The sequence below is a fragment of the Nitrospirota bacterium genome, assembly GCA_016214855.1.
Taxonomy (GTDB): Bacteria; Nitrospirota; Thermodesulfovibrionia; order Thermodesulfovibrionales; family UBA6898; genus UBA6898.
Map to the genome: position 1 here is coordinate 577795 of JACRMT010000004.1, position 22153 is coordinate 599947.

Sequence of the window (22153 nt, forward strand, 5' to 3'; positions counted from 1 at the left end):
CGTCTTATTGTTTCATATACGACAGAAGCGCGTTCTTGTAAAGTCCAAAGTCTCCGAGATGTTTTCTCATTATGATTACAACAATTTCTGCATCAACCTTTTCATACTGGTGAACAAGCACATTTCTGAATTTGGCCATTTTTTCCATTGTGCCGTATAATTCTTCGCTGATAATATTATTTTCCTGGAGGACCTTGAATGTGTCTGCATAACTTGACGGAGACCGAAAGCCTTTGTCAGCGACGATGTGATTTGCAATATCAGCACAGGTCTCTATCATCATCTGGAGTGTTCTTTCGATAACACGCTGTGCTTTCCACTCCCCGCGATACCGCTCAGGGGTAATATCCGAATATTCATTGATTTGTTCAATGTAGGTCTCCAGTTCGGAGATCTTTCTAAGAATCAACGACTTGTCAACCAATGCCGTATCTCCTTTTAAAAAATATGTCTTCCTTTATTCTGAAATCAAAAAATTCCCGCAGTGTCACTGATTCGTAAACATGGCGCCGGAAGGGCTCCTTGTCGCTAAGGACTACTCTTTTCTGCAGAATCCGTCCCGCAAGGCTGACAGGCGCTGTGTTCAGGATCACCAAGTCAAGCTCGCCTGTTCCAAGAGCGTCGGTAAGTTTATCGAAAAGCTGCATTTTAAACTCCGCGAGGTCATTTATTTCTTTGATATATACGGCGAGATCCACATCCGAAAGGGGTTTTATCACTTTGTCGGCAAGCCCGCCGAAAAGATACGCAAAAATAACATCACTATCTTGTTCAAGCACCCTTGCAGCATCAGGGAGCTTCGTCAAAATATCAGGCGGCAACTTTTCGATCTTTATCATGGCCTCAATATCCTCATCCTCCGAATCACTGCCCTATTATAGGCCTTTTGCCGGTTTTTCTGAAGAAAAAAGAAGATAAAATGCATGGCAAGGCCGATTTATTAAGACACCTTTTCAAGCCGCTCCGCCTGAACATCGGAACTCAGGCAAGCGAAATGACTATCATTTTATTTTTTGCATCCCATTCCGCAGTGTAATTGACCTTTTTTGAGAAGTCGATGCCGTAATAGTTGAGAAACGCTACTGCTGCGATAAATCCTGCTGATTTCTTTAGCTGCAGTTTGTAAGAACCCTCTTCCTTATCGCTGGTCAGCTTAATGCCTATCTTTTTGTCAGCTTTGTCATAATAAAATACGGCAAATTTATACTTTTCAAGCTCGAACATTGTAATGGCACCACTGGTAAAACCTATAGTCCCATTTTTTCGGATTGATACTTTTGCCGCTGAAGCTGTTCCTTTTTTTATAAATTTTTCAAAAGCCATAGAAATGGGTCTCCTTCAGTGTGTTTTTCTCTATATTACATGAGGCTTTCTTTGCAAGCAAACAGTAATTAACATCCTATGGCCTAAACGCAGCCTATCTATGAATATAGAGGAGCTTTAATGATTACAGCAGGATGCGAAATACAAAGCTGGACAGTAGACGCTGTATGCGCAACAGAAAGAGAACTTAGAGAAAACAAAGGTGCTGTATGCAAGAGTGCAGAGTCATGCCCCTGTCTTCGATTAACAACACCAGCACCCTCAAGAACTTTAAAATCAGGCGGAAGAATCGCAGCAACCTCAGTAGCAGAACCAGCATATGCAGAAGTATTTGACAATTCAGCAAACATATATGATCACATCAGAGTCACACTAAACTGGGACAGAAACAAATTCAAAAGCTGCATGCCAACAGGATACGAATCAGGAATATTCTACTATCCAATGGCCGACACAACATCACTGATAAGCGTCGGATGTTCAATAAACCCAACAGCAGGAACAGTATCCTGCGTAAACGGCCTAGCAAAAGAACTAGGATTTGGAAACTTACAGATATCAAATATAATAAGTGATGATACAGCATATCTTGACGAAACATACAACGCTCAGGCGGTCATTACTAAATCAGGTCCTGAAAAGATGTGCCTCCAATATTTTGTTTACAAAGGAACTCCTGAACAAGGAATACTAAAGATAGGACCTAAGAATTTAGAAGTCGTACAAACATACTCAAGTCAAGAACTCCTAATACCCATTGGACAAATGACAGCAGACTTCCTTGGTGCAGGAACGCCATATACAAAATCAGTATTAAATAATAATGATGTAACAACACCTTTTACAGTTGTTGATTCAGTTGACACAGGATCACAGAGCGGAGGAACATTAGCAATAACCTTCCTAGATGATGGTGATAAAAATATTAATTGTGTTGATGGAAAAGACAAAGTTAAATTTGGAACAAATACTGAATTTGTACAATTTACTTGTACAAATAATAAATTCACAGATGGACTTAGAACAGTAGCAATACAAAGTATAAAAATGCCTGATACTTTTAAACAGAGCGAGTTTACCTTAAGTTATAATTTTGGATCAGCAGCAACCGATACTAGAAATGAACAGCAGATGACAATAGTTGTAAAAGCAGGACTTCCAAATAAACTAACCCAATCATGCGACGTTCCTCAACTAATACCCGAAACAAGTGCGGGCGCAAAAGCAATCAAACAATTTATGTTATACAGAAACAAACCATCAACACCATGTCCCGAAACAGAAATAGGTGACGAAACTAATAAGAAACTAATCACACAAGACTGTGCATGCTCAAACATAGCATGCAAAAAAGGACAATCCTGCTACAGACAAACAGCAGGAGCAGCACCAATATGCGTGGGAGCAGCGACAACACCATTTGGAAGTTGTGTACAAAATGGGATGAGCTGTGAAACGCAAATAGATGCGATTAATAAATGTGATACTTCAACAATAACTCCTTTAGGTTCAAATGGGTGTGCTGCTGACAAAGTTTGCTGCAGTATCGTTCCATCATGTAATAACGCAATAACTTGGGGAGGATGTTATAACACATGTCAAACAGGTACGATAGAGATAACAGGCATAAATCCTACACTAGCAGGGCATGTAGGATGTTCATCAGGAAAAACATGTTGCACAAAACTAACAACAGGAACACAACCTGTATCTCCGGTAGCACAATTAAACGGAAAATGTGGAGCATCATCAACACCAGATATAGGAACTTGTAAAACTGAATGTGCATCTGGCGAGTATGATATATCTTCGTCCATTGATTCTAAGGGTAAGAAATGTGTTTCAGGATATTGCTGTTATAAATTATTATTTAGAATACAATCTTAACAAAGTAGCATATTTTTCTTTAGGAAATTCTTTATTTAATTCTTTTAATAAAGGTAACCCTTTATCTTTTTGTCCAGAATTAATATATGTACTTGCTAATTGATTTAACGCTTTTTCTTTTTCTTGAGGTTTGACTTTTATCCTATTTTCTCTAATTAGATTAATCAAATATTCCGAAGTTCTTATAGACTCTTGTTTATCAAAATTATATTGTAACTCAGCTTTATGAAAATATAAATTAAAATTAGAAGGGTCAAGCTTAATCAACGAATCATATTCTTTTATTTTTTGTTGGTATTCGTTTTCTTTTGTTAATCCTGCTCCTACATAGTTGTTTATTGTGTGATCTCTATTTGCTTGGTCTATTCCGTTGATGTGTCCTTGGTATCCATTTTGATTTACTATCGTGTTTCCCGATACATTATATGTCTCGCCAGTTCTTGGGTTGTGTACTGTTTGCATTCCGTTTTGGTTTTGAAGTATCATGCTTTCAGTTCTCCCATTATTTTGTATTTGAACGGCTCTTGTGTCAACTGCGTTTGCGTTTGTATGTATTCCAAGTGCCATGACTACTCCTGCTGCCATTACTCCAATTTTTCTCATTAGTCCTGGCTTTTTCTCGACTTTTTTATACTCTTTTATTGTGTCGTCTTCTATTCCCATTTTCTGGGAACAAGCAATAGTGTCCACATCTGTTAATGCGGAAGATTGATGGGATAGTGGAAAGAAAGACAGCAAAAAAGGCGGGGCTCGGCCAGAGTCACTGCCTGAGCAGTGCATCCCGCCGCCTCCAGGTGCTGACAGGGCCTGCAGGCTACCATAGAAGCCCGGAATTCTTATGACCCTGTCAAGATATTTCAGGATGTATTTCAAAAAGGAAATGAACGCTGCTGAGTGTGCTGACATTGAAAGGTACAGGCGCAACCTTGCCCTGATCTTTTCTTTTTTTTCTGTTGAGGCCAGGGTCATTAAATGGAATCTTCTGGAAAGGCTTGCAAGATGAAGAGAATACTTGTCAGGCTTGGAGGATTTGCTGCAGTAATTCTTCATTGCTGCAGAACTTTGAATTGCCCTTGGATCCCTCTCAGCCATTAGCCCTCCTTGTATCGGAAACCTGTTAAAATTATATGCAATCCTCCGCCACAAATCAACAGCAGCTTTGTCAGTTCCTTTGGGTCGTATATCAGCCTTAGATACCTTGCTTATCTGCGACCCGAATGGATTTCAGCAGTACACCGGCGGTGACATATTCATAAAACTCATACACGTTTGTATCTAAACTCTTTTGCAGGAAAGCGGCTGCGCTCTGTTTGTCTCCGTTTTGCAAGTTTTTTACGGCAAGAAAAAAATATGCCTCGCAAAGCCGCTCATCGGTTTCTCTTGCAGATTTCGCTTTTCTTGCTTCTGTTAAGACATCAGCCTCAGATGCAGCATCGAGGTCCAGAAGATATCTGGAGACAATCCTGATCCATTCGCCTGTTTTTGCAGCTGATACGTATGTCTTAAACTCTTCAGCGTAGCGGTCGTATCCGTCAGACTTAATCTGCTTCATTATTATCAGCGTCCAGATCCGGCAATATTCATCATAGATGCCCGCTTTTATGCATTTCTGAAATTCTTCCAGCGCCTTTTCATAAGCCCCCAAGCAGTAATAAGCCTGAGCGCGGCTATACATGGCAAGTGTATGCGTCGGCTCCAGCCCAGAGACCTTATCAAATAACCTAATAGCTTCGGCGAACTCATGCTTATTGGCGTGGGCATTCCCCATTTCATAAAGAGCTTCAATGTCGTCAGACTTCTTCTTTAATATGAGCAAAAAATCAGAAATAGCATCATCAGGGCGGCCTGCCAGATACTGAGAATTTCCCCGTAAAAAAAGTGCCTGCCGGTCATCGGGATTCTTTTCTATCGCTTTCGTAAAATCAGCAATTGCCTCTGGGAATCTCCTCGACGCTTTATACAAATCGCCCCGCATTCCATAGAGCAGTCCAAGCTCTTTCGAATCATTCATGAGCTTGATGGCTGCGTCGTAATCTTTCAGCGCCTCCTGATTCTGCGATAATTTCTGGAAGACCTGTGCACGGACAACATAGGCGGCAACATTTCGGCTATTCAGGGAAATTACCTTTGTCAGTAAATCAATAGCCTCACTGTCTTTTCCTTCCTCTGCAGCCTTGAGCCCTCTGTCATATAATGCTTTTTCATCAGCGATGAGCAGACTGTCCGCAACGCCTTTCCGGTCGTCACTGTAGGCTCTGGCTATTACAACCTCGGAACTCACCGGATTATAGGAATAGAAAATAGATAAGGCAATGAAAACCAACAAAAATAAGAGCAGAGAGATGAAGAGGGAGCGAAAGACACTGCTCCGGAATAGCTGTGACGCGTTACGGCAGTTCAAAATTGCCGGCTACAATGCCGGGAACTGTAATGTCCTCATCAAGTTCTTCCCACCTGAGCGCGTATCCATTCAGACGCATCTGGACTTTAGAGAGTTGTTCTTCTGAAGCGGCTTTTAATAGTCTGAAGCGATCAGCAGGAAAGCCGATAATGCGGCCATCCGTTAATTCGATGAATATTCTTCGGCCCTCGGCCCACGCCCTTATTGCAGCGGGCTCAATGGAAATTTCTTTCTCAGCGGTTGTGGTACTCATGATATTTCTCCTTCAGCAAATGCTGATGTTCATAAATAAGCTTCTCAATCTCCCGCAGGGCATGAGGCGCAATCCCTTTATTTCTTGCAAGACGGACAGGATCAAGCCAGAACTTGCATTCACCTGCCGGCGATTCAACATGTATATGAGGCGGCTCCCTGAGTTCATCAGAGTAAAAGTGAAATCTGTAGGGTCCAACCCTTAGGACAGTTGGCATACGTTGTGTTCACGATGGGTATCAATCAATATTCTTGTCCCAGCGTTCTCACGCAATCTCCCAACGGGGCTCTTTCTACGTGCTGTAAGCTGCCTCAAGTCTTCAAAATGCCTTTTTGCTTTCTTAAGGTCAGGTTTCATGGCTTAAATATATCACAAACAGAGGAGAGGAGCAAACAAGACCATCTACAACCTGACAATCCTATTTACTGACAACAGATGAGCTTTTTTTGAACTTTCTTCCTTTCCAGATCAGATAGATGGCAGGATAGATCGTAAGCTCAAGGATCTCAGAAGTAACAACCCCGCCGACCATAGGCGCGGCAATGCGCTTCATGATGTCAGAGCCTGCGCCGTGGCTGAACAGGATAGGAACAAGGCCGGCAAGAATGACGCCGACTGTCATAAGCTTGGGTCTGATCCTCTTGACCGCGCCGAACATGATGGCATCTCTGAGATCCTGCTCGGTGTTCAGTTTTCCATCTTTTTTCCATTTTTCATAGGCAAGGTCAAGGTACAGGAGCATCACAACGCCGGTCTCAGCATCAAGGCCTGCCAGGGCGATCATGCCGACCCAGACAGCAATGCTCATGTTATATCCCAGAAAATAGAGCAGCCAGAAAGACCCGACAAGGGAGAACGGCACTGCGAGCAGAATAATCGTGGTCTTTACTGTTGACTTCGTATTCAGATAGATAAGCACAAAGATGATAAAGAGCGTGAGCGGGATTACGGTCTTCAGCCGCTCCTGCGTCTTGAGCATATATTCATATTCTCCGCTCCACTGAAGACTGTAACCTGCAGGAAGCTTCACCTGCTTTTCGACGCTCTGTTTTGCCTCTTCCACATAGCCGCCGACATCGCGGCCGGAAAAGTCGATATACACATAGTTGGCGAGCTGGCCCTCTTCGCTCTTGATCGATGTCGGTCCCTGCACAATTGCGATATCCGCAATCTCACCAAGGGGTATATGGGCAATCCCTGACTTCTGCGATGCCTCTGCATTCATGCCTGAAGAACCGGCAAGAGATACCGGTACAAAAATGCGTTTGAGCTTCTCAATATCGTTCTGCAGTTCCCTGGCATAGCGCACATGCACAGGATATCGTTCCCTGCCTTCAACCGTAACAGTCAGGTTCATGCCGCCTAACGCAGCTGCAATGACTGTTTGCACATCGTCTATGGACAGTCCATACCGTGCAATTTCTTCCCTTTTCGGTTTAATGTCAAGGAAATAGCCGGTCATAACCCGTTCCGCGTACGCGCTGCGAGTACCGGGGACGCCCTTGACAGCGTTCTCAATATCGATAGAGATCTTTTCGATCGTTGCCAGATCCGGCCCAAGAACCTTTACGCCCACAGGCGTCCTGATTCCTGTTGCAAGCATGTCAAGCCTCGCCTTTATAGGCATGGTGAAAGAATTCGCAACACCCGGAATCTGGACCGCGTCATTCAGTTCATTCTTCAGTTTTTCAGTGGTCATTCCGGGCCGCCACTCTGATTCAGGCTTCAGATTTATGACCGTCTCGAACATCTCAAGAGGTGCAGGATCAGTTGCGGTCTCAGCCCTGCCTGCCTTTCCAAAGACCTGCGACACCTCCGGTATCTTTATCAGCAGGCGGTCCTGGAGCCTGAGAATCTTTGATACCTCAGAGACCGAAGCACCCGGCACTGTTGTCGGCATATAAAAAAGCGTGCCCTCATCAAGGGGCGGCATAAATTCCTTGCCGAGTTTCATCAGCGGATACACGGTCGCTGCAACGAGCAGCAGCGCAAAAACTATAACAAGCTTAGGGTGTTTCAAAGAAAACATAACGCGCGGCTTGTACAGTTTTTCGAGAAACCGGATTATCACATTATCGTGCTCAGGCTTTATCTTCCCCCTGATGAACATGGTCATAAGCACCGGGGTCAGGGTGACTGCAAGAAATGCAGAAAAGAGCATGGCAAAGGTTTTGGTGTAGGCAAGAGGTTTGAAAAGTCGTCCGGCCTGGGCCTCAAGAGTGAAGACCGGAAAAAAGCCGACCGTAATTACCAACAGAGAGAAAAACAGCGACGGGCCAACCTCTTTGGAAGCCTCTATGATCACGTCAACCCTGCTGCCTGGTCTGCCCTCGTTCTCCCACTCCTCCAGCTTCTTATGCGCATTCTCCACCATGATAATCGAGGCGTCTACCATGGCGCCAACAGCGATCGCAATGCCGCTGAGGCTCATGATGTTCGACGTAACGCCGAGGTAATACATGCAGATAAAAGAGATGATAATCGCAACAGGAAGAGTCAGGATCACAACAAGCGCGCTCGGCAGATGGAAGAGAAAAACGATGCAAACTGCGCTCACGGCAACAGAAAGCTTGATGATCTCCTCTTTCAGGGTATGTATGGATCTGATGATAAGATCAGAACGGTCATAGGTCGTGACAAGCTTAACACCCTTAGGCAGGGATGGTTTAATATCCTTCTCGATCTTCTCTTTTACACGGTCGATGACCGTGAGCACATTTTCACCGAACCTGACAACCACAATGCCGCCTGCGACTTCGCCTTTGCCGTCAAGATCAGCAATGCCCCGTCTCATCTCCGGTCCCAGCTGAACAGAAGCAATATCACGCAGATAGACAGGCGTTCCCGCGGGCCCCACGCCGACTGAAATCAGTTCAAGGTCCTGAAGGCCTTTCACGTAACCCCTGCCCCGGATCATATATTCAACACCCGACATTTCAAGGACCCTTCCCTCAACGTCACGGTTGCTCTTCCTCACCGCTTCCATCACATTCATGATCGATAGGTTATAGGCAGAAAGACGGTTAGGGTCAATATGCACCTGGTACTGCTTTACAAAACCTCCGATACTGGCAACCTGCGATACGCCGGGAACACTCTCTATCGCCAGCTTGATGTTCCAATCCTGGAGCGACCGCAGTTGGGAAGGATCATGGTTTCCTGTCTCATCAATCAGAGCATAGGAAAAACCCCACCCAAGGCTTGTGGCATCAGGCCCCAGCACAGGATTCACATCAGCAGGAAGTTTGGAGCGCACGGACTGAAGATATTCAAGGATACGGCTTCTCGCCCAGTAGATGTCAGTCCCTTCTTCGAAGATCACATAAATGAAAGAACTGCCGAGATAGGAAAAGCCGCGGACAGCCTGCACTTTCGGAGCAGCAAGAAGTGTAGAGGTGATCGGATAAGTAACCTGGTCCTCAACAAGATCAGGACTCCTGCCTGCCCACTCAGTAAAAATGATCACCTGCGTGTCGCTCAGATCAGGTATGGCGTCAAGCGGAGTCCTCTCAAGAGACCAGTATCCCCAGAGACAGAGAAACCCGACAAGAAGCAGAACAATGAACTTGTTTCTGCCGCTGAATTCTATGATTTTAGCTATCATTTGTTCGTGATGCGTGATGAGTACTGCGTGATGAGTTTAAATACAATCAACTCCATTGACGTCGTCCTATTCATAATTCTTCACCCTTCATTAGGTTTATTATTTTTGCTCATCACCCTTTACCCATCACTGATCACGGTCTCTTAATGTTTATGTCCGCCGCCGAGAGGTTTAACGCCCTTCAGCTGGGCCTCGGAATCGAGAAGAAAGATGGCCGATGATGCGATTTTATCGCCCTGCTTCAGCCCTGACAAGATCTCGATCAGGCCGTCAACCTTCAGCCCGGTCTTCACTTCCCTCGGTTCAAAATAGCCGTCGCCCTTGTCAACATATACGACCTGCCGTGTGCCCGTGTCGAGTACTCCCTCCGTGGGTACGGCAAGTTTCTTCCCAAGCGGAATAGCGATCTCTACATTCGAAAACATCTGCGGCTTCAGCAGATTGCCGGGATTAGGCAGCGTAAACCTTACCTTTGCCGTTCTTGTTTCTGCTGAGAGCGCCGGATAGACATAATCTATTACAGCGTTCATCTCCCTGCCCGGAAGGTAGCTCAGGCTTATTCTTGCATGCTGACCCTGCTTTACGAGTGCCAGTTCGTTCTCATAGATCTCAGCCACGATCCAGACCGTGCTCAGGTCCGCAATATCAAACAGCTTCTCGCCAGGCATGACCCTCATTCCCCGGAAGGCCATTTTCTGCACCACAAAGCCGCTCGACGGACTGTACAGGGTCAGGGTCCTCAGCGGTTTACCGGTCTCTTCTATCGTCTTAATCTGATCATCCGATATGTCCCAGAACCGGAGACGCTGACGGGCAGCATCGACCAGTGAAGAAGCATCCTTTGACAGCATAGCCTTCATATCGCTGCTTTTTTCGCCCGCCGTATTTTGACGCATCCATTTCAGGGCATTGATGAATTCCTGCTGGGTCGCAACAAGCTCGGGACTATAGATCTCTGCAAGAGGTTCACCTTTTTTGACAAAACGTCCACTGAAATCGACATGGAGCTTTTCGATCCACCCCTCAAACTTCGCATTGATCGTCGAGATCTTCTTCTCGTCATACTCGATCCTGCCGGCTGTCCTGATTAGCTTCTGAAGCTGATGCACGGAGGCCTCCACCGTCTTCAGGCCGATCATCTGCTGTTTATCAGCCGGTATCTCGACCGAAGGGGCTTCCTGCGCAGGCTCCTGCTGCCGGGGCTCTTCTGGCGTCTGCGGCTTCGCTGCATCATGTCCCTGGTGCTCTGCTGCTGGCTTTGGTTCCCCCTTCTTCGAACTGTTTCCGTTCCTGGCAGCATATACTACGGCAACGAGTGCCAGCACCGCGACAACAAGACCGATCAGATATTGTTTCCTCATTGAACTATCCCCCCTGTTTCAACCATTCCGATCATCGCCTCGAATCTCGCTGAAGCCTTCTCATGTTCCGTGACCTGGACCCAATACAGTGTTTCGAAATCGATCAGCGCCTTCAGCCTGTTTATGACCGTAATCGCCTCTGTCTTCCCCGTGCTGTAGCCCGCAAGCGCTGCTTCAAAGTCCTGATAGGTCTTCGGAATAAGACCGCTCTTATAAAGATCCATCAGCCGTTCAGAGGTCGCAGACATGGAATACGTATCCCTGATGGAAGAAGCGGTCATGAGACGCGCTGCCTCAAGTTCTCTCTTTGCCTCCGCAAGCATGGCCTCTGCCTCAAGCACTGCCTGCTTCTGTTTAGTCCTGTAATAGAGCGGTATATTTACCGTAGTCGTCAGGCTCCACATATCCATGAACTGACCGCCTCCCCTGGTGAAATAGCTGCCCGCAACCGTAAAGTCAGGATAGTATTCTTTCTCCGCCATTTTTACTCTCGCCTCGGCAGCGGCCACCATCCGCTGTTTGACCCGTATCTCGGGAGAATGGTCATAGGCCTTATTAAGCAGTTCGTCAAGACTCCTGACCGGAAGTGATAACGTCTGTTCTGCAGGCCTGCCAAGAGGCCTGTTCACATCCCTTCCAACCGTGGTATTGAGCATCGCCTCCAGAGATTGGACCTTCTGCTTCTGCATCTCTTCTTTTTCGAGAAGCATGTATTTCTCGGTCTGCGCCATAAGGACTTCCTGCTGCATACCCATGCCGGAGGAATAGCGGGCCAGCGCGGCATCCTCAATGCGGGAAAAAAGAACGGTCCGCTCCCTGATGAGATCGATAGTTTTATGGGCAAGGAAGAGTTCGAAATAGAGTTCCCTGATCCGTGCGATGGTCTTCAGCCTTACTGCTTCATGAACTATCGATACCCCCTGCGCATCCTGCCTCGCCATCTCCTCTTTCAGAGACCGCTTGCCGGGAAAGGGAAACATCTGGGACGCAGAGAACATCCACTGGGCATCCGGCTCCTTGCCAAATGTATACCGCTCCCATCCTTCATTCTGATACCCGAACATAACCATGGGATCAGGAAGACTCCCTGCCTGGGGTATGCGATACCGGGCTGCCTGAGCGCGTGCGTCAGACGCAAGGATCTCAGGACTATTCTTCAAGGCTTCCTGGATAAGGTCCTGAAGCTTCAGATCCTCAGCGAATGAAACGGAAGCGGCAACAAAAAGAATAAAAAGAGCGAGGAGAGACCGGACCCCCTTCATGCGATGTTTCGGGTTAGCATATCTGTCTGACACGCACGTTATCTCCCATCTATTAATTACCTTGCATCCACGCAACTATAATAGCTGCTGCTATCAATTTCTTCATGGTTGACACCTATCGTTTAAATTGTTTCTCAACTGCTGCCTTGATTTCTTTTATTGTCATCCCTTTTTGATACAGCTCGAAGGCCATCAAGGCCTCCCCTAAACAAATATCTCACACCGCGGCATGATTGTCAACGTAGCAGCTGAGCAGGCTCTTATGCCTGAATGTCGGAGACTCCTTGCACATGCAAAAACAATAGATACTGTCCAGGACCCACGGGATCTCTTTTGCAACCCTATACGCCTCTTTCACGCGAGCGTCTTTAAATTGTCCGGGATCGAGTGTTGCCCTGGTCTCACCTTTGCGCAGGGATTCATCCTTTGGAACCACCCCCTGCTTTTGCGCGGCCTCAGCGCCGGCAGAAACAATTAAAAGCAGCAACGGCAAAACGAGAAGTTTCAGTCCTGCTATTTTCATATTTACTCACCTCCTTAATTATGGCAGTTGAATCATAAATAATAAAGTTGAAGTAATTATGAACGTCATGTCTAAGTCAAAGTTTTGCCCGCAGCTAAAGGCTAAGGCTGTTCACTTCGCTTGGAATGTAAACTCATCATCGAGTTTGACCTTATTCCCGCTTTCAATAATGATGTTCGTCCTGATCATATACGTCCCTTTAAGCTTCAGACTTATATCAGCGCCATAACCACCATACATGCCCATGGTCATTGTCCTGAAATCCTTTCCATCGGGACCTGTCAACTGGAACGCAACCTCGCCGGGCACAATCTTTCCATCAGGTTTCTGGATGTAGACCATGAGATGATTTGTCTGCTCAGGGACCTTTTTCATGCCCATGACCGAATGACCCTCCATCTTCCTCATCATTTCGTTTCGTTCAGACAAATCCAGAAGGTGATACATCAGGGTGTACCCCTTGAGGTCTGCCTGGCGAATATGTTTGCCGGGCCGCGCCGGTAATTGCCCTGTTCCTGCTGTTACTTTAAGACTCTTGACATAATTAACAAGATGCCACCGTATGTCGCTTGTCAGTTCCTTTCCAAATCCCTTCATCAGCGTACCTTTGGCACCATCCGTTATCACATGAAATATCTCCCCGTCTGTATCCCCATGAATGACTATATCGTCCGTAAGGTTCAGGTTTCCCTCTCCCTTGCCTCCCTCTCCATGGCAGCCGACGCAATGCTTTTCATAAAATTCAGCCCCCTTCTTAATCGACTGCTCAGTCACAGGCACAGGATTTTTTACTTTTGCATACTGCTTGTGTTTATGCGGATGCGGCTGGTGCGTATGTTCGGATGCAAGAACATATTCTACGAAAAAAACCAGCCCAAACAGTGAGAATAAGAATACGACTAATATCTTCATCATGGTCTTGCCTCCAGTCAATACAGGGAGCAGCCTTCAAAGCTGCTCCCGCTCAGGCTTGCACAATGCGAATTATTTACTGAATTCTGCCGTTTGAGTTCCTTAGTTTATCCATGAGAGCCTGCATGTCCTGGACTGTCAGACCAGAATGGTTCTGACCGGACTGCATAAAGGCCTGCATGCTATCCGCCAATTCTGAACTGCCTGCATTAGACTGCATCATATTGCCTGCCATCATGCCTCCTCCCATCGGAATCTGTGTTCCGCCCATTATCCCGTTCATACGTCCATCGGATGCATCGTTCATCATGACAGTGACCATCCCTGAGGAATTGGGCATACCAATAGCCTTTGCATACTGCGACATGGCGGCTATGCTCATTCCGTAGTTCCTTTGGTCTTGCGTGGAAACAGGCCCCGAGCCATTTGTCAGCGGATCCATAGGACGTGTATGAAGGATATCGCTCACCCCGAAGTATTGTCCCATTAAATTGTTAGCCTGAGCAATGTTGGCCTGGGTCATCCCTCCCGTCATATTCTGTGCCATCAGTTGAGCCATTGAAGTAAGAGGAGTCATATGAATATTTGTCACGCTCTCTCCGGCTGCCATGGAAGGCACCACGGTTGTCATCATATCGCCGGCACCCATCATGGTTGTAATTCCGGTTGCCTCATCAATGTAGCTCCCGCCGGCCATCTGCAGCATAAACGAGCCCGAATGGTTGCCGACAGTCATCGAAAAATTACCCTGCGTGTCCGTCATGGCAGTGCCTATCTGTCCGCCTTTTGTTCCGTCGGAATTTATGCTAAAAGCCATAACTGCTGCGCCCGACACAGGCCCCTTGATCGCGGTCCCGCTGACAGTTCCGGTCTCCGGCGTGGCAGTCACGGAAGTTCCTCCGCCTCCGCCGCCGCATCCAACCAACATCGTGAGAGCTATCGTCAAAAGAATCAGTGTCAAATACCCTGCTGTAATTCTGTGTTTTTTCATTCTAAACCTCTTTTTCATCTTTTCTTGTCTCCTTCATATTGAAGATAGTTTTAGGCTGTCTCGCGTTTTTCATATAGCCCTCCTAATGTTTATTCGGCTCTGCTTTTTTGGGCTCTTTGCCCTCAACTTCTTTCGACTGTGTCCCGCTCATGTCAGAACCCGTTCCCGTAATACAGCCATATGCTTTTTTCATCTGATCCATCATCTCCATTTGGGATGCCTCTGTTGCCGTCTTGGGATCTTTCATGTGTACTTCATGAAGGTCTATCGCTTTTTTGAGCCACTGCTCAGCACAGGCAAGTTTGGCCTGCGGATCGCCATTACCCGTCATCATACCCATGCCCATCTTTCCTTTCTGCTCTCCCATCATGCTCTCCATTATCGCAAAACTGCTTGAAACAAATAGCATAACCAGAAACAAACTACAGAGACCTACGCCTGTTCTTTTCATGTTAATCCTCCTTTTTTTATGGCAGCCCACCACGATGGCCGCTTATTTCTGGCATCAATAATCCGCCGGCCTGAGATTTTCTATTGAGCCCGGATCATTTTTCGGCTCTGCCAGGACGTTCAGAACAAATTCAACCTTTCTGACAACGCCCTTATGCCGGAACTCTGCGAATACGGAATGGAGTCCGGGCCGCATAAATACGATGCTCACCGGCACTTCAGGTCCGCCGAGGTTCTGCTTTGGCGTTATATACAGGAATTCTTTGAGGTCTTCATCCCACGCTGCAACGTGCATATCGAAACCGTCCACTTTTTCAATACTGGTTACCGGCGCTCCCTTATAGCTTATGTCATACAGAAGTGTCACAACATGCTCGGCATAAGCCTTCCTGGGGACAAGTCTGACTTTTATCTGATAATCTTCATCTCCGGGAATCGTTACGCGCCCGGAACCCTTCCCGTCTCCGGAAATCTTGATATCTTTTCTGAGATCAACCCACCCTTTTGAAGACTGAAAAACAATCTCAATGCGATATCTGCCCGCCTTAGGCGCCTGATATGAAAAAAGATAGTTACCATCAGCTTTTTCAGGAATGATATGCGCATATTCATGAAGATCGTGATCCGTGATAAATACATGAGGACTGATTATCTCCTCTCTCTCTTTCGATGCAAGGGAAAACCTGAACTCATTTCCCTTACACGCGGTCGCGCTGCTCGTCTCCAGCATGAAATCATATCCCCGCGGATTTATCTTTACGGGCCAGATATAGGGTTTTTCATTATGCGTATCGGGCACGATAAGCACTTCCTTGTCGAGATCAAGCTCTGCATAGGCACAGGGTACCAGCATGAAAAATAACAGTCCCATCACAAAAAATCTTCTCGTTCTCATGAATTACCGAGAAAATTGAGTTTATGCCCGGTCTCAAGTTTCAGAAGGCTTCGTTGACGGATGATCCATACCGCGGTCAGGCCGCTCAGCACGATAACGGCGAAAACGAATATCATGCTGTAGAACCTGGCCTTTGATGCGGCTATGTATGAGAGGGTTCCTCCATACACGAGGGGTTCAGCATAGCGTTTCCCTGCAAGCGAAGAGACGGCAATCGTAAAAAAAAAATCACCGGGAACGGTAAGAGGATATTCAACAGCGTATACACCAGCCTTCTGCCGGGGCTTAAGCTTTTTGAAGGTGCTTAAGTCAAGAGAGTCGCCCATCTGGACCGGTTCTCCGAAATCGAGTCCGCCTCCTTCACTGCCACTTTCTGGTGTGGCACTGGGCATCACGTGCCCTGCATGGGCCGATGCCGGACCGTCTTTGTCGATCCTCACATATATTTCAGCGTCAAGAACCGGGCTGTTGCTCACGAAATCGCTCAGTGTTATGACTGCCTGTGGGGTCTTGTTTTTTGCATAGTTCACGGGTTCCAGGGCAAACTGCACCTTGAGAGTCCCAAGACGGAATTCAGGTGTAGAAACGGATTCACCATGGCCTTCACCGGCGTTCGATATTCCGCTGAAAATCAGGAGAATCGCTAAAACGGCAAATATATGGATATTTCTTTTCATTTTTTCCTGAACATCTCATTGATAATGAAAAGCCCTCTCCTCGCGCCGCTGGCTATCGCCTGTGCTGCTTTATCCGTGCCTTCAGGCGCTTTAATATCACTGCCGGTTTTGAACAGGTCAGACGCTTTTTTCCCCTCGAACTGCTTAAGGAATGTGGGATCAGTGACTTTTGATGATTCTTTATTCTCAAAAATCAGAACCTTTGCAAGATCGCCCTTGCCACTAACCACCACACCCATCTCAATCTTTCCACCGTCGCCCTGGGCATCAACGAACATAATGGCCCCTGCCTTGCGAACAGCAGCATCAGGCGTATTTCGCACAACCGCGAGATAGATCGAGGGTTTCAGATCCTCGTCAGGGAGCTTCACCCCCAAAGCCTTCTCAATATTCGCCCGCTGCTCATCAGACACATACAGATTTTTCTGTTCAAAAGAGACTGCCTGAGGAAAAAGGACTTTCAATTTATCACCGGGCCATACAAGATCATGGGAATACGAACTGCCCGCAATAAGGCCTGTAAAAACCAATAAACTAACCGCAGCTGTAATTGTTCTCATTAGGGTCATGGACATTATCCTCTTGCTGTTTTCTTGACTTTTATCTTACAACCGAACAGTGAAGATTCTTTGAAGGATTTTTGAAGAGATCGTGAACGAAAACGCTCTGCCTGCGCTCTAACTGAGACGGGCAGCGCCAAAAATGCTCTGACTGCTCCCTTTCTGGAGCGCATACCAGTCGCTGCCACGCTTCAGCGTTCGCAATACCTCGTAAGGCTCCTCGTCTGTCCAGTCTGACAAAAGCAATACGTAATCGTGTGCAGTGGATTGTGAATCTTCAACAGGTTCGATCATGGTTTATTCGAAAGTTGCGGCCATCCCTGACTCAGGAACAACGACAATGAGGAAAATATACATAGTGCAAAAAGAAGCTCGACACCAGGAACAGTGTTCGGCCACTTTATTTTGTTGTCGCAATAGATTATTTTCATAATCTTGCCCTTCTCAGTCGAAGTGCATTGCCGATAACCGAAACAGAGCTGAAGCTCATGGCAGCGGCGGCAAATATGGGGCTGAGGAGGATGCCGAAGAAGGGATAGAGAACGCCGGCAGCAATGGGTACCCCGAGGGCATTATACACAAAGGCAAAGAAGAGGTTCTGCTTGATATTCCTCATCGTAGCCCTGCTGAGCAGTCTTGCACGCACGATTCCGCGCAGATCGCCCTTCACCAGGGTCACGCCTGCGCTTTGCATCGCCACATCCGTTCCGGTCCCCATCGCAACGCCGACATGCGCCTGTGCAAGGGCCGGGGCATCGTTGATGCCATCTCCTGCCATTGCCACTATCTTTCCCTCAGACTGGAACTTTTTGACGATCTCAGCCTTCTGGTCAGGCGGGATCTCGGCTATCACCTCATCAATGCCGAGCTTTTTCCCGACAGCCTCCGCAGTCGTCTTACTGTCGCCGGTAAGCATGACAACACGGATCCCTTCCTCGTGAAGCTTCGCTATCGCCTCGGCAGTAGTTACCTTGATCGGATCAGCAACGCCAAGAATTCCTGCAGCCTTTCCGTGTACAGCAACAAACATGACAATCTGTCCCTCTCTGCGCATGGCCTCAGCCTTGTCCTGGAGCTCTCCAGGAGCGATACCGAGATCGTCGAGCAGCTTGCGATTACCAAGGGCAATCTTCTTCCCGTCAAGAAAACCTGTTACCCCACGGCCAGTGAGCGACTCAAAAGACTCAACCTTCAAATGCGAGATATCCTTTTCCTTTGCAGCTGCGATTATCGCTGCAGCCAGGGGATGCTCACTCCCCATCTCGATGCCTGCTGCAAGATGAAGCAGTGTCTTCTCATCAAATCCTTCAGCGGTCACCACGCTCACCAGTTTCGGCTTTCCCTCTGTGAGAGTGCCGGTCTTGTCCGTAACAAGGGTATCAACGGTCTTCATCACCTCGATAGCCTCTGCGTTTTTAAAGAGCACTCCGCCTGTTGCCCCCTTGCCCATCGCCACCATAATTGACATCGGTGTTGCGAGACCAAGTGCACAGGGGCAGGCGATGATCAGCACCGCAACTGCGTTGACAAGGGCGTAGGCAATGCGAGGATCAGGTCCGATCCATGACCAGACCACGAAGGTAAGGACCGCAATACCGACCACAATCTGCACAAAATAACCGGCGACAATGTCCGCTAATTTCTGGATAGGAGCACGACTCCGCTGGGCCTCGGCCACCATATGGACGATCTGTGCCAGAAGTGTCTCGGCCCCGACCTTCTCTGCCTTCATAACGAATGTGCCGGTGCCATTCACTGTTGCGCCGATCACCCTGTCGCCTGACTGCTTCATCACCGGGATCGGTTCACCAGAGATCATGGATTCATCCACGCTGCTTGATCCTTCGGTGACCGTGCCGTCGACAGGGATCCTTTCACCGGGTCTCACACGAAGGTTATCTCCCGGCTTAATTTCATCAAGAAGGACATCCTCTTCATTTCCGTCCTGAATGCGGCGGGCCGTTTTCGGCGCCAGACCGAGGAGGGCCTTGATTGCTGCACCGGTCCGCGTCCTCGCTCTCAATTCCATTACCTGTCCGAGCAGCACGAGAGTGACGATAACTGCTGCAGCCTCGAAATACATGCCTACTTGACCGCTTTCACCACGAAACGACTTGGGAAAAAGACCAGGGAATAGAACAGCCACAATGCTATAGAGATAGGCAACGCCGACGCCGAGTCCGATAAGGGTAAACATATTCGGGTTCCGGGTAATGACCGACTGCCAGCCTCTGACGAAGAACGGCCAGGCCCCCCAAAGCACAACAGGCGTGGCAAGGACCAGCTCTAACCACTTGCGTATTGCATGGGGCACCGTGTCAAGAATCAGGGAAAGACCTGGGATCATGCCGCCCATGACAAGTGTGACAAGCGGCATGGTAAGCACCGCACTGACCTTGAACCTCCGCGTCATGTCGAGCAGTTCAGGACTTTCCTCTTCGTCTGCCGTGATCGTTTTCGGTTCAAGGGCCATACCGCACTTTGGGCAGTTCCCAGGCGCGTCGCGGACTATCTCCGGATGCATCGGGCATGTCCACTCAGCTTTGATCACCCCGGCATTTGGCTCGGCAGGCTCAAGAGCCATTCCGCATTTAGGACAGGAACCGGGGCCTTCCCGCCGGATGTCGGTATGCATAGGGCAGGTAAAAATGACGCCATCTTCGAAAGTCTTTTTTTCTTCACCCGATGACGGTTTTTTATCAAGAAAGACTGCAGGATTTGCGGTAAATTTATCTTTGCATAAGTCCGAGCAGAAATAATATGTGCTGCCTTTATACACATATGCAGCAGCGGCCTTTTTATCCTTCATGGTCATACTGCAAACCGGGTCCATTACTTGCATTTCTTCCTCTCCACCTATTAAACATTATTCAAAATGTCTATATCCGAGCTTCTCGCGGTATTAGACCAAAGCGTTCACAACAGACATCGATAACGTTATATTTGTCGGCATTGCCCGATATACCTCTGCGCATTACCTAAAAAGATTCAGAACCGTATGATAATTCCAGCCCCTGTCCCGTAATCAGAATGATGCCGGGCTGTAAGCGATAGCCATTTATTGATCGTCCATTCACCACCGGCGGCCCATTCTGATTTTGTGCCGGTATCATATGTAAGATGACCGAATACGCTGAACCTGTCCGTAATCTGAATTTTTTTCTCAAGAGATATTCTGAGCTCTTTTTCGGTGTCAACCCATGCCCTGCTTTCGATATTAAGAGGCAGAAGATACCTGATTCCGAGCACTCCTCTGGAATCTTCGTCTGTTATATTGGCCCCGGCGAGTACGCTGACAAAACGGCTTATGTACCTGCCATAAAGAATTTCAATGTCATAGGCTCCGTTCCGAGAAGCTTCCTTATTAATGGAAAAAGTATTTCTGGAATTCGAGGCATTCAGAAAGATATCGCCCATCTGCGTTAAGAGTGATAGTCTGCCCCAGAAAAACCACATGTCTTTTTTCAGGCTGTTTGCCGGGTCCTTTCTCGCATCTGCAATCTCAGGGTCAATCTCCGCGCCTTCATAGGTAAGCACGGTAAACATGCCTGCCTCCATGTGATAGAGGATATGGCAGTGAAGGGGCCAGTCCTTGTCCTCTCCTGCATAAAATTCAATTATCTGTTTTCCCATGGGCGGGATATCGACCGTATGTTTAAGAGGAGAGTATTCGCCCTGTTTGTTTATAACTCTGAAAAAGTGGCCATGAAGATGCATTGGATGATGCATCATGGATTTATTTTCAAAAACAATGCGGACCTTCTCTCCTTTTCTGATGATTATCGGTTCTGCTTCAGAAAGGATCTTGCCGTTTATTGTCCAGACAAAGCGCTCCATATCTCCGTCGAGGGCAAGGGTGATAGTTCTCCCAGGATTGGATTCCGGCAGAACCGTCCGCTTTACTGCACGGAGATGTTCATAGGGAGGCATAGGCCTCGCATCTGCCTTTTGCCCCATATCATGCATCATCTGCATATCATGTTTTTCCGCAGCCATACCCATATCCATTCCCGTCTCATGCCCTCCATGCATTCTGTATAAATCCGGCTTTGACATATCGGGAGCAGACACACGTTTTCCTTCCCCGATGAAGGCAGAGACACTTCCGCTTCCATCCTGAGCGGTTGCCCTGAATTCAAAGGAGCCGTTATCGGAAACGACAACAGTCACATCATATGTCTCGGCTATCGCAATCAGAATGCGGTTTATGTCAAAGGGCTCTACATCCTGGCCGTCGGCTGAAACCACCGTCATGGAGCCATCTGCATACTGCAAATAAAAATATGTCCCTGCCGAGGCATTTATAATACGGAGCAGAAGGGTCTCGCCGGGTTTTGCCGGAAGATGCAATTCCTTTTCTCCGTTGACAAGAAACATATCATAGCCGACATCGGAAATATCCATTGGAGGCATGCGGTCTAACGAGCGCTTCAGAACATCGGGCAGGGCCCTGTTTTTCATGGCCCCGTAAATGCTCTGCATGGTCCCCCTTTTCAGCATATAGTAATCGCTTCCTCGCTTAAGGGTCCTCATCACCTCATGCGGGTCTTCATCAGTCCAGTCGGAAAGAACAAGCACATATTCCCTGTCCGGCTGTTCCTTCTTTTCCTTCGGATATATCACGATCGACCCGTAAACACCTTTTTGCTCCTGCAGCTCGGTATGGGAGTGATACCAGTAGGTTCCAGCTTGTTTAACCGGGAAGATGAATTCGCGGAATGCTCCGGCCTTTATCGGAGGGGTTGTAAGATACGGGACGCCGTCTTCTTTATTCGGCAGGAGGATTCCGTGCCAGTGAATGGAAGTCTCTTCCTCGAGCCTGTTGTAAACGCGAATTTTGGCAATATCCCCTTCTGTCCAGTAAAGAGTCGGTCCCGGAATGCTCTTGTTTATAGAGATTGCCATCACCTCTTTGCCCGTGAAATTTACGGTTTTATATTCAATAAAAAGGTCATACTCAACCGTTTTGCCGCAGGCCGGCGTATCAGTAAAAACTACAAAGAACGCCGCCGGTAGTATGAAAAAAATAAAGTTCCTCAGCAGAGTAATCATTT

General features: G+C 47.5%; 21 protein-coding genes. 1 reads left to right on the forward strand and 20 read right to left on the reverse strand.

Annotated elements, in window-relative coordinates; translation table 11 throughout:
• Positions 1-4 precede the first annotated feature (4 nt).
• The 3 genes from HZB62_04940 to HZB62_04950 all read right to left on the reverse strand — a co-directional run bounded on the left by HZB62_04940 (position 5) and on the right by HZB62_04950 (position 1323).
• Entirely contained in the window at positions 5-409 is a 405-nt protein-coding gene (locus HZB62_04940) for a DUF86 domain-containing protein (protein ID MBI5074497.1), read from the reverse strand.
• A 7-nt stretch (positions 410-416) separates the two neighbouring features.
• The gene (locus HZB62_04945) at positions 417-839 is read right to left on the reverse strand and encodes a nucleotidyltransferase domain-containing protein (GenBank protein MBI5074498.1); all 423 of its coding nucleotides are present in this window, start codon (positions 837-839) and stop codon (positions 417-419) included.
• 142 nt (positions 840-981) lie between these two features.
• Positions 982-1323 carry a hypothetical protein gene (locus tag HZB62_04950; protein ID MBI5074499.1) on the reverse strand — a complete coding sequence of 114 codons (342 nt, stop codon included), beginning with the start codon at positions 1321-1323 and terminating at the stop codon, positions 982-984.
• A 120-nt stretch (positions 1324-1443) separates the two neighbouring features.
• Here HZB62_04950 and HZB62_04955 point away from each other — a divergent pair, with 120 nt between their 5' ends.
• On the forward strand, positions 1444-3210 hold the full coding sequence (locus HZB62_04955; GenBank protein ID MBI5074500.1) for a hypothetical protein: 1767 nt from the start codon (positions 1444-1446) through the stop codon (positions 3208-3210).
• On the opposite strand, the gene HZB62_04960 is transcribed toward HZB62_04955, so the two are convergent.
• From HZB62_04960 to HZB62_05040, 17 genes are all read right to left on the reverse strand, one after another.
• Positions 3190-4302, reverse strand: coding sequence for a hypothetical protein (locus tag HZB62_04960; GenBank protein MBI5074501.1), 1113 nt, complete (start codon positions 4300-4302; stop codon positions 3190-3192). The two genes, HZB62_04955 and HZB62_04960, sit on opposite strands and share 21 nt — an antisense overlap.
• Before the next feature lie 97 nt (positions 4303-4399).
• Positions 4400-5221 (reverse strand): tetratricopeptide repeat protein, encoded by an 822-nt coding sequence (locus HZB62_04965; GenBank protein ID MBI5074502.1) that lies wholly within the window; start codon positions 5219-5221, stop codon positions 4400-4402.
• 376 nt (positions 5222-5597) lie between these two features.
• Positions 5598-5864 carry a DUF2442 domain-containing protein gene (locus tag HZB62_04970; GenBank protein ID MBI5074503.1) on the reverse strand — a complete coding sequence of 89 codons (267 nt, stop codon included), beginning with the start codon at positions 5862-5864 and terminating at the stop codon, positions 5598-5600.
• A complete protein-coding gene (locus HZB62_04975) occupies positions 5845-6081 on the reverse strand; it encodes a DUF4160 domain-containing protein (protein ID MBI5074504.1) in 237 nt (78 codons plus the stop codon). Before HZB62_04975 ends, HZB62_04970 begins: the two co-directional genes overlap by 20 nt.
• A 201-nt stretch (positions 6082-6282) precedes the next feature.
• The gene (locus HZB62_04980) at positions 6283-9468 is read right to left on the reverse strand and encodes an efflux RND transporter permease subunit (protein MBI5074505.1); all 3186 of its coding nucleotides are present in this window, start codon (positions 9466-9468) and stop codon (positions 6283-6285) included.
• A 143-nt stretch (positions 9469-9611) separates the two neighbouring features.
• Entirely contained in the window at positions 9612-10829 is a 1218-nt protein-coding gene (locus HZB62_04985; protein MBI5074506.1) for an efflux RND transporter periplasmic adaptor subunit, read from the reverse strand.
• Entirely contained in the window at positions 10826-12124 is a 1299-nt protein-coding gene (locus tag HZB62_04990; protein ID MBI5074507.1) for a TolC family protein, read from the reverse strand. The genes HZB62_04985 and HZB62_04990 overlap by 4 nt, the downstream gene beginning before the upstream one ends.
• Positions 12125-12308: 184 nt before the next feature.
• Positions 12309-12614, reverse strand: a complete 306-nt coding sequence (locus tag HZB62_04995; protein ID MBI5074508.1) for a hypothetical protein — start codon at positions 12612-12614, stop codon at positions 12309-12311.
• 111 nt (positions 12615-12725) lie between these two features.
• Positions 12726-13529 (reverse strand): c-type cytochrome, encoded by an 804-nt coding sequence (locus HZB62_05000; GenBank protein ID MBI5074509.1) that lies wholly within the window; start codon positions 13527-13529, stop codon positions 12726-12728.
• Positions 13530-13602: 73 nt separating this feature from the next.
• Positions 13603-14517 (reverse strand): hypothetical protein, encoded by a 915-nt coding sequence (locus HZB62_05005; GenBank protein ID MBI5074510.1) that lies wholly within the window; start codon positions 14515-14517, stop codon positions 13603-13605.
• A gap of 82 nt (positions 14518-14599) precedes the next feature.
• Positions 14600-14968, reverse strand: a complete 369-nt coding sequence (locus HZB62_05010; GenBank protein MBI5074511.1) for a hypothetical protein — start codon at positions 14966-14968, stop codon at positions 14600-14602.
• 54 nt (positions 14969-15022) lie between these two features.
• Positions 15023-15838 (reverse strand): hypothetical protein, encoded by an 816-nt coding sequence (locus HZB62_05015; GenBank protein ID MBI5074512.1) that lies wholly within the window; start codon positions 15836-15838, stop codon positions 15023-15025.
• 20 nt (positions 15839-15858) lie between these two features.
• Positions 15859-16539 (reverse strand): hypothetical protein, encoded by a 681-nt coding sequence (locus HZB62_05020; GenBank protein ID MBI5074513.1) that lies wholly within the window; start codon positions 16537-16539, stop codon positions 15859-15861.
• Positions 16536-17108, reverse strand: coding sequence for a hypothetical protein (locus HZB62_05025; protein MBI5074514.1), 573 nt, complete (start codon positions 17106-17108; stop codon positions 16536-16538). Before HZB62_05025 ends, HZB62_05020 begins: the two co-directional genes overlap by 4 nt.
• 108 nt (positions 17109-17216) lie before the next feature.
• On the reverse strand, positions 17217-17393 hold the full coding sequence (locus HZB62_05030; protein ID MBI5074515.1) for a hypothetical protein: 177 nt from the start codon (positions 17391-17393) through the stop codon (positions 17217-17219).
• A gap of 133 nt (positions 17394-17526) precedes the next feature.
• Positions 17527-19941 (reverse strand): heavy metal translocating P-type ATPase, encoded by a 2415-nt coding sequence (locus HZB62_05035; protein MBI5074516.1) that lies wholly within the window; start codon positions 19939-19941, stop codon positions 17527-17529.
• A 146-nt stretch (positions 19942-20087) separates the two neighbouring features.
• On the reverse strand, positions 20088-22151 hold the full coding sequence (locus HZB62_05040; protein ID MBI5074517.1) for a multicopper oxidase domain-containing protein: 2064 nt from the start codon (positions 22149-22151) through the stop codon (positions 20088-20090).
• Positions 22152-22153 lie beyond the last annotated feature (2 nt).

Excerpts from the sequence above, each read along its gene's own strand:
- HZB62_05020 (MBI5074513.1), bottom strand. The coding sequence starts at position 16,539 with ATGAAAAGAAATATCCATATATTTGCCGTTTTAGCGATTCTCCTGATT.
- HZB62_04950 (MBI5074499.1), bottom strand. The coding sequence starts at position 1,323 with ATGGCTTTTGAAAAATTTATAAAAAAAGGAACAGCTTCAGCGGCAAAA.
- HZB62_04995 (MBI5074508.1), bottom strand. The coding sequence starts at position 12,614 with ATGAAAATAGCAGGACTGAAACTTCTCGTTTTGCCGTTGCTGCTTTTA.
- HZB62_05025 (MBI5074514.1), bottom strand. The coding sequence starts at position 17,108 with ATGACCCTAATGAGAACAATTACAGCTGCGGTTAGTTTATTGGTTTTT.
- HZB62_04955 (MBI5074500.1), top strand. The coding sequence starts at position 1,444 with ATGATTACAGCAGGATGCGAAATACAAAGCTGGACAGTAGACGCTGTA.
- HZB62_05000 (MBI5074509.1), bottom strand. The coding sequence starts at position 13,529 with ATGATGAAGATATTAGTCGTATTCTTATTCTCACTGTTTGGGCTGGTT.
- HZB62_05035 (MBI5074516.1), bottom strand. The coding sequence starts at position 19,941 with ATGCAAGTAATGGACCCGGTTTGCAGTATGACCATGAAGGATAAAAAG.
- HZB62_04985 (MBI5074506.1), bottom strand. The coding sequence starts at position 10,829 with ATGAGGAAACAATATCTGATCGGTCTTGTTGTCGCGGTGCTGGCACTC.
- HZB62_04945 (MBI5074498.1), bottom strand. The coding sequence starts at position 839 with ATGATAAAGATCGAAAAGTTGCCGCCTGATATTTTGACGAAGCTCCCT.
- HZB62_04965 (MBI5074502.1), bottom strand. The coding sequence starts at position 5,221 with ATGAATGATTCGAAAGAGCTTGGACTGCTCTATGGAATGCGGGGCGAT.
- HZB62_04980 (MBI5074505.1), bottom strand. The coding sequence starts at position 9,468 with ATGATAGCTAAAATCATAGAATTCAGCGGCAGAAACAAGTTCATTGTT.
- HZB62_04960 (MBI5074501.1), bottom strand. The coding sequence starts at position 4,302 with ATGGCTGAGAGGGATCCAAGGGCAATTCAAAGTTCTGCAGCAATGAAG.
- HZB62_05015 (MBI5074512.1), bottom strand. The coding sequence starts at position 15,838 with ATGGGACTGTTATTTTTCATGCTGGTACCCTGTGCCTATGCAGAGCTT.
- HZB62_05040 (MBI5074517.1), bottom strand. The coding sequence starts at position 22,151 with ATGATTACTCTGCTGAGGAACTTTATTTTTTTCATACTACCGGCGGCG.
- HZB62_04975 (MBI5074504.1), bottom strand. The coding sequence starts at position 6,081 with ATGCCAACTGTCCTAAGGGTTGGACCCTACAGATTTCACTTTTACTCT.
- HZB62_04970 (MBI5074503.1), bottom strand. The coding sequence starts at position 5,864 with ATGAGTACCACAACCGCTGAGAAAGAAATTTCCATTGAGCCCGCTGCA.
- HZB62_05005 (MBI5074510.1), bottom strand. The coding sequence starts at position 14,517 with ATGAAAAAACACAGAATTACAGCAGGGTATTTGACACTGATTCTTTTG.
- HZB62_05030 (MBI5074515.1), bottom strand. The coding sequence starts at position 17,393 with ATGATCGAACCTGTTGAAGATTCACAATCCACTGCACACGATTACGTA.
- HZB62_05010 (MBI5074511.1), bottom strand. The coding sequence starts at position 14,968 with ATGAAAAGAACAGGCGTAGGTCTCTGTAGTTTGTTTCTGGTTATGCTA.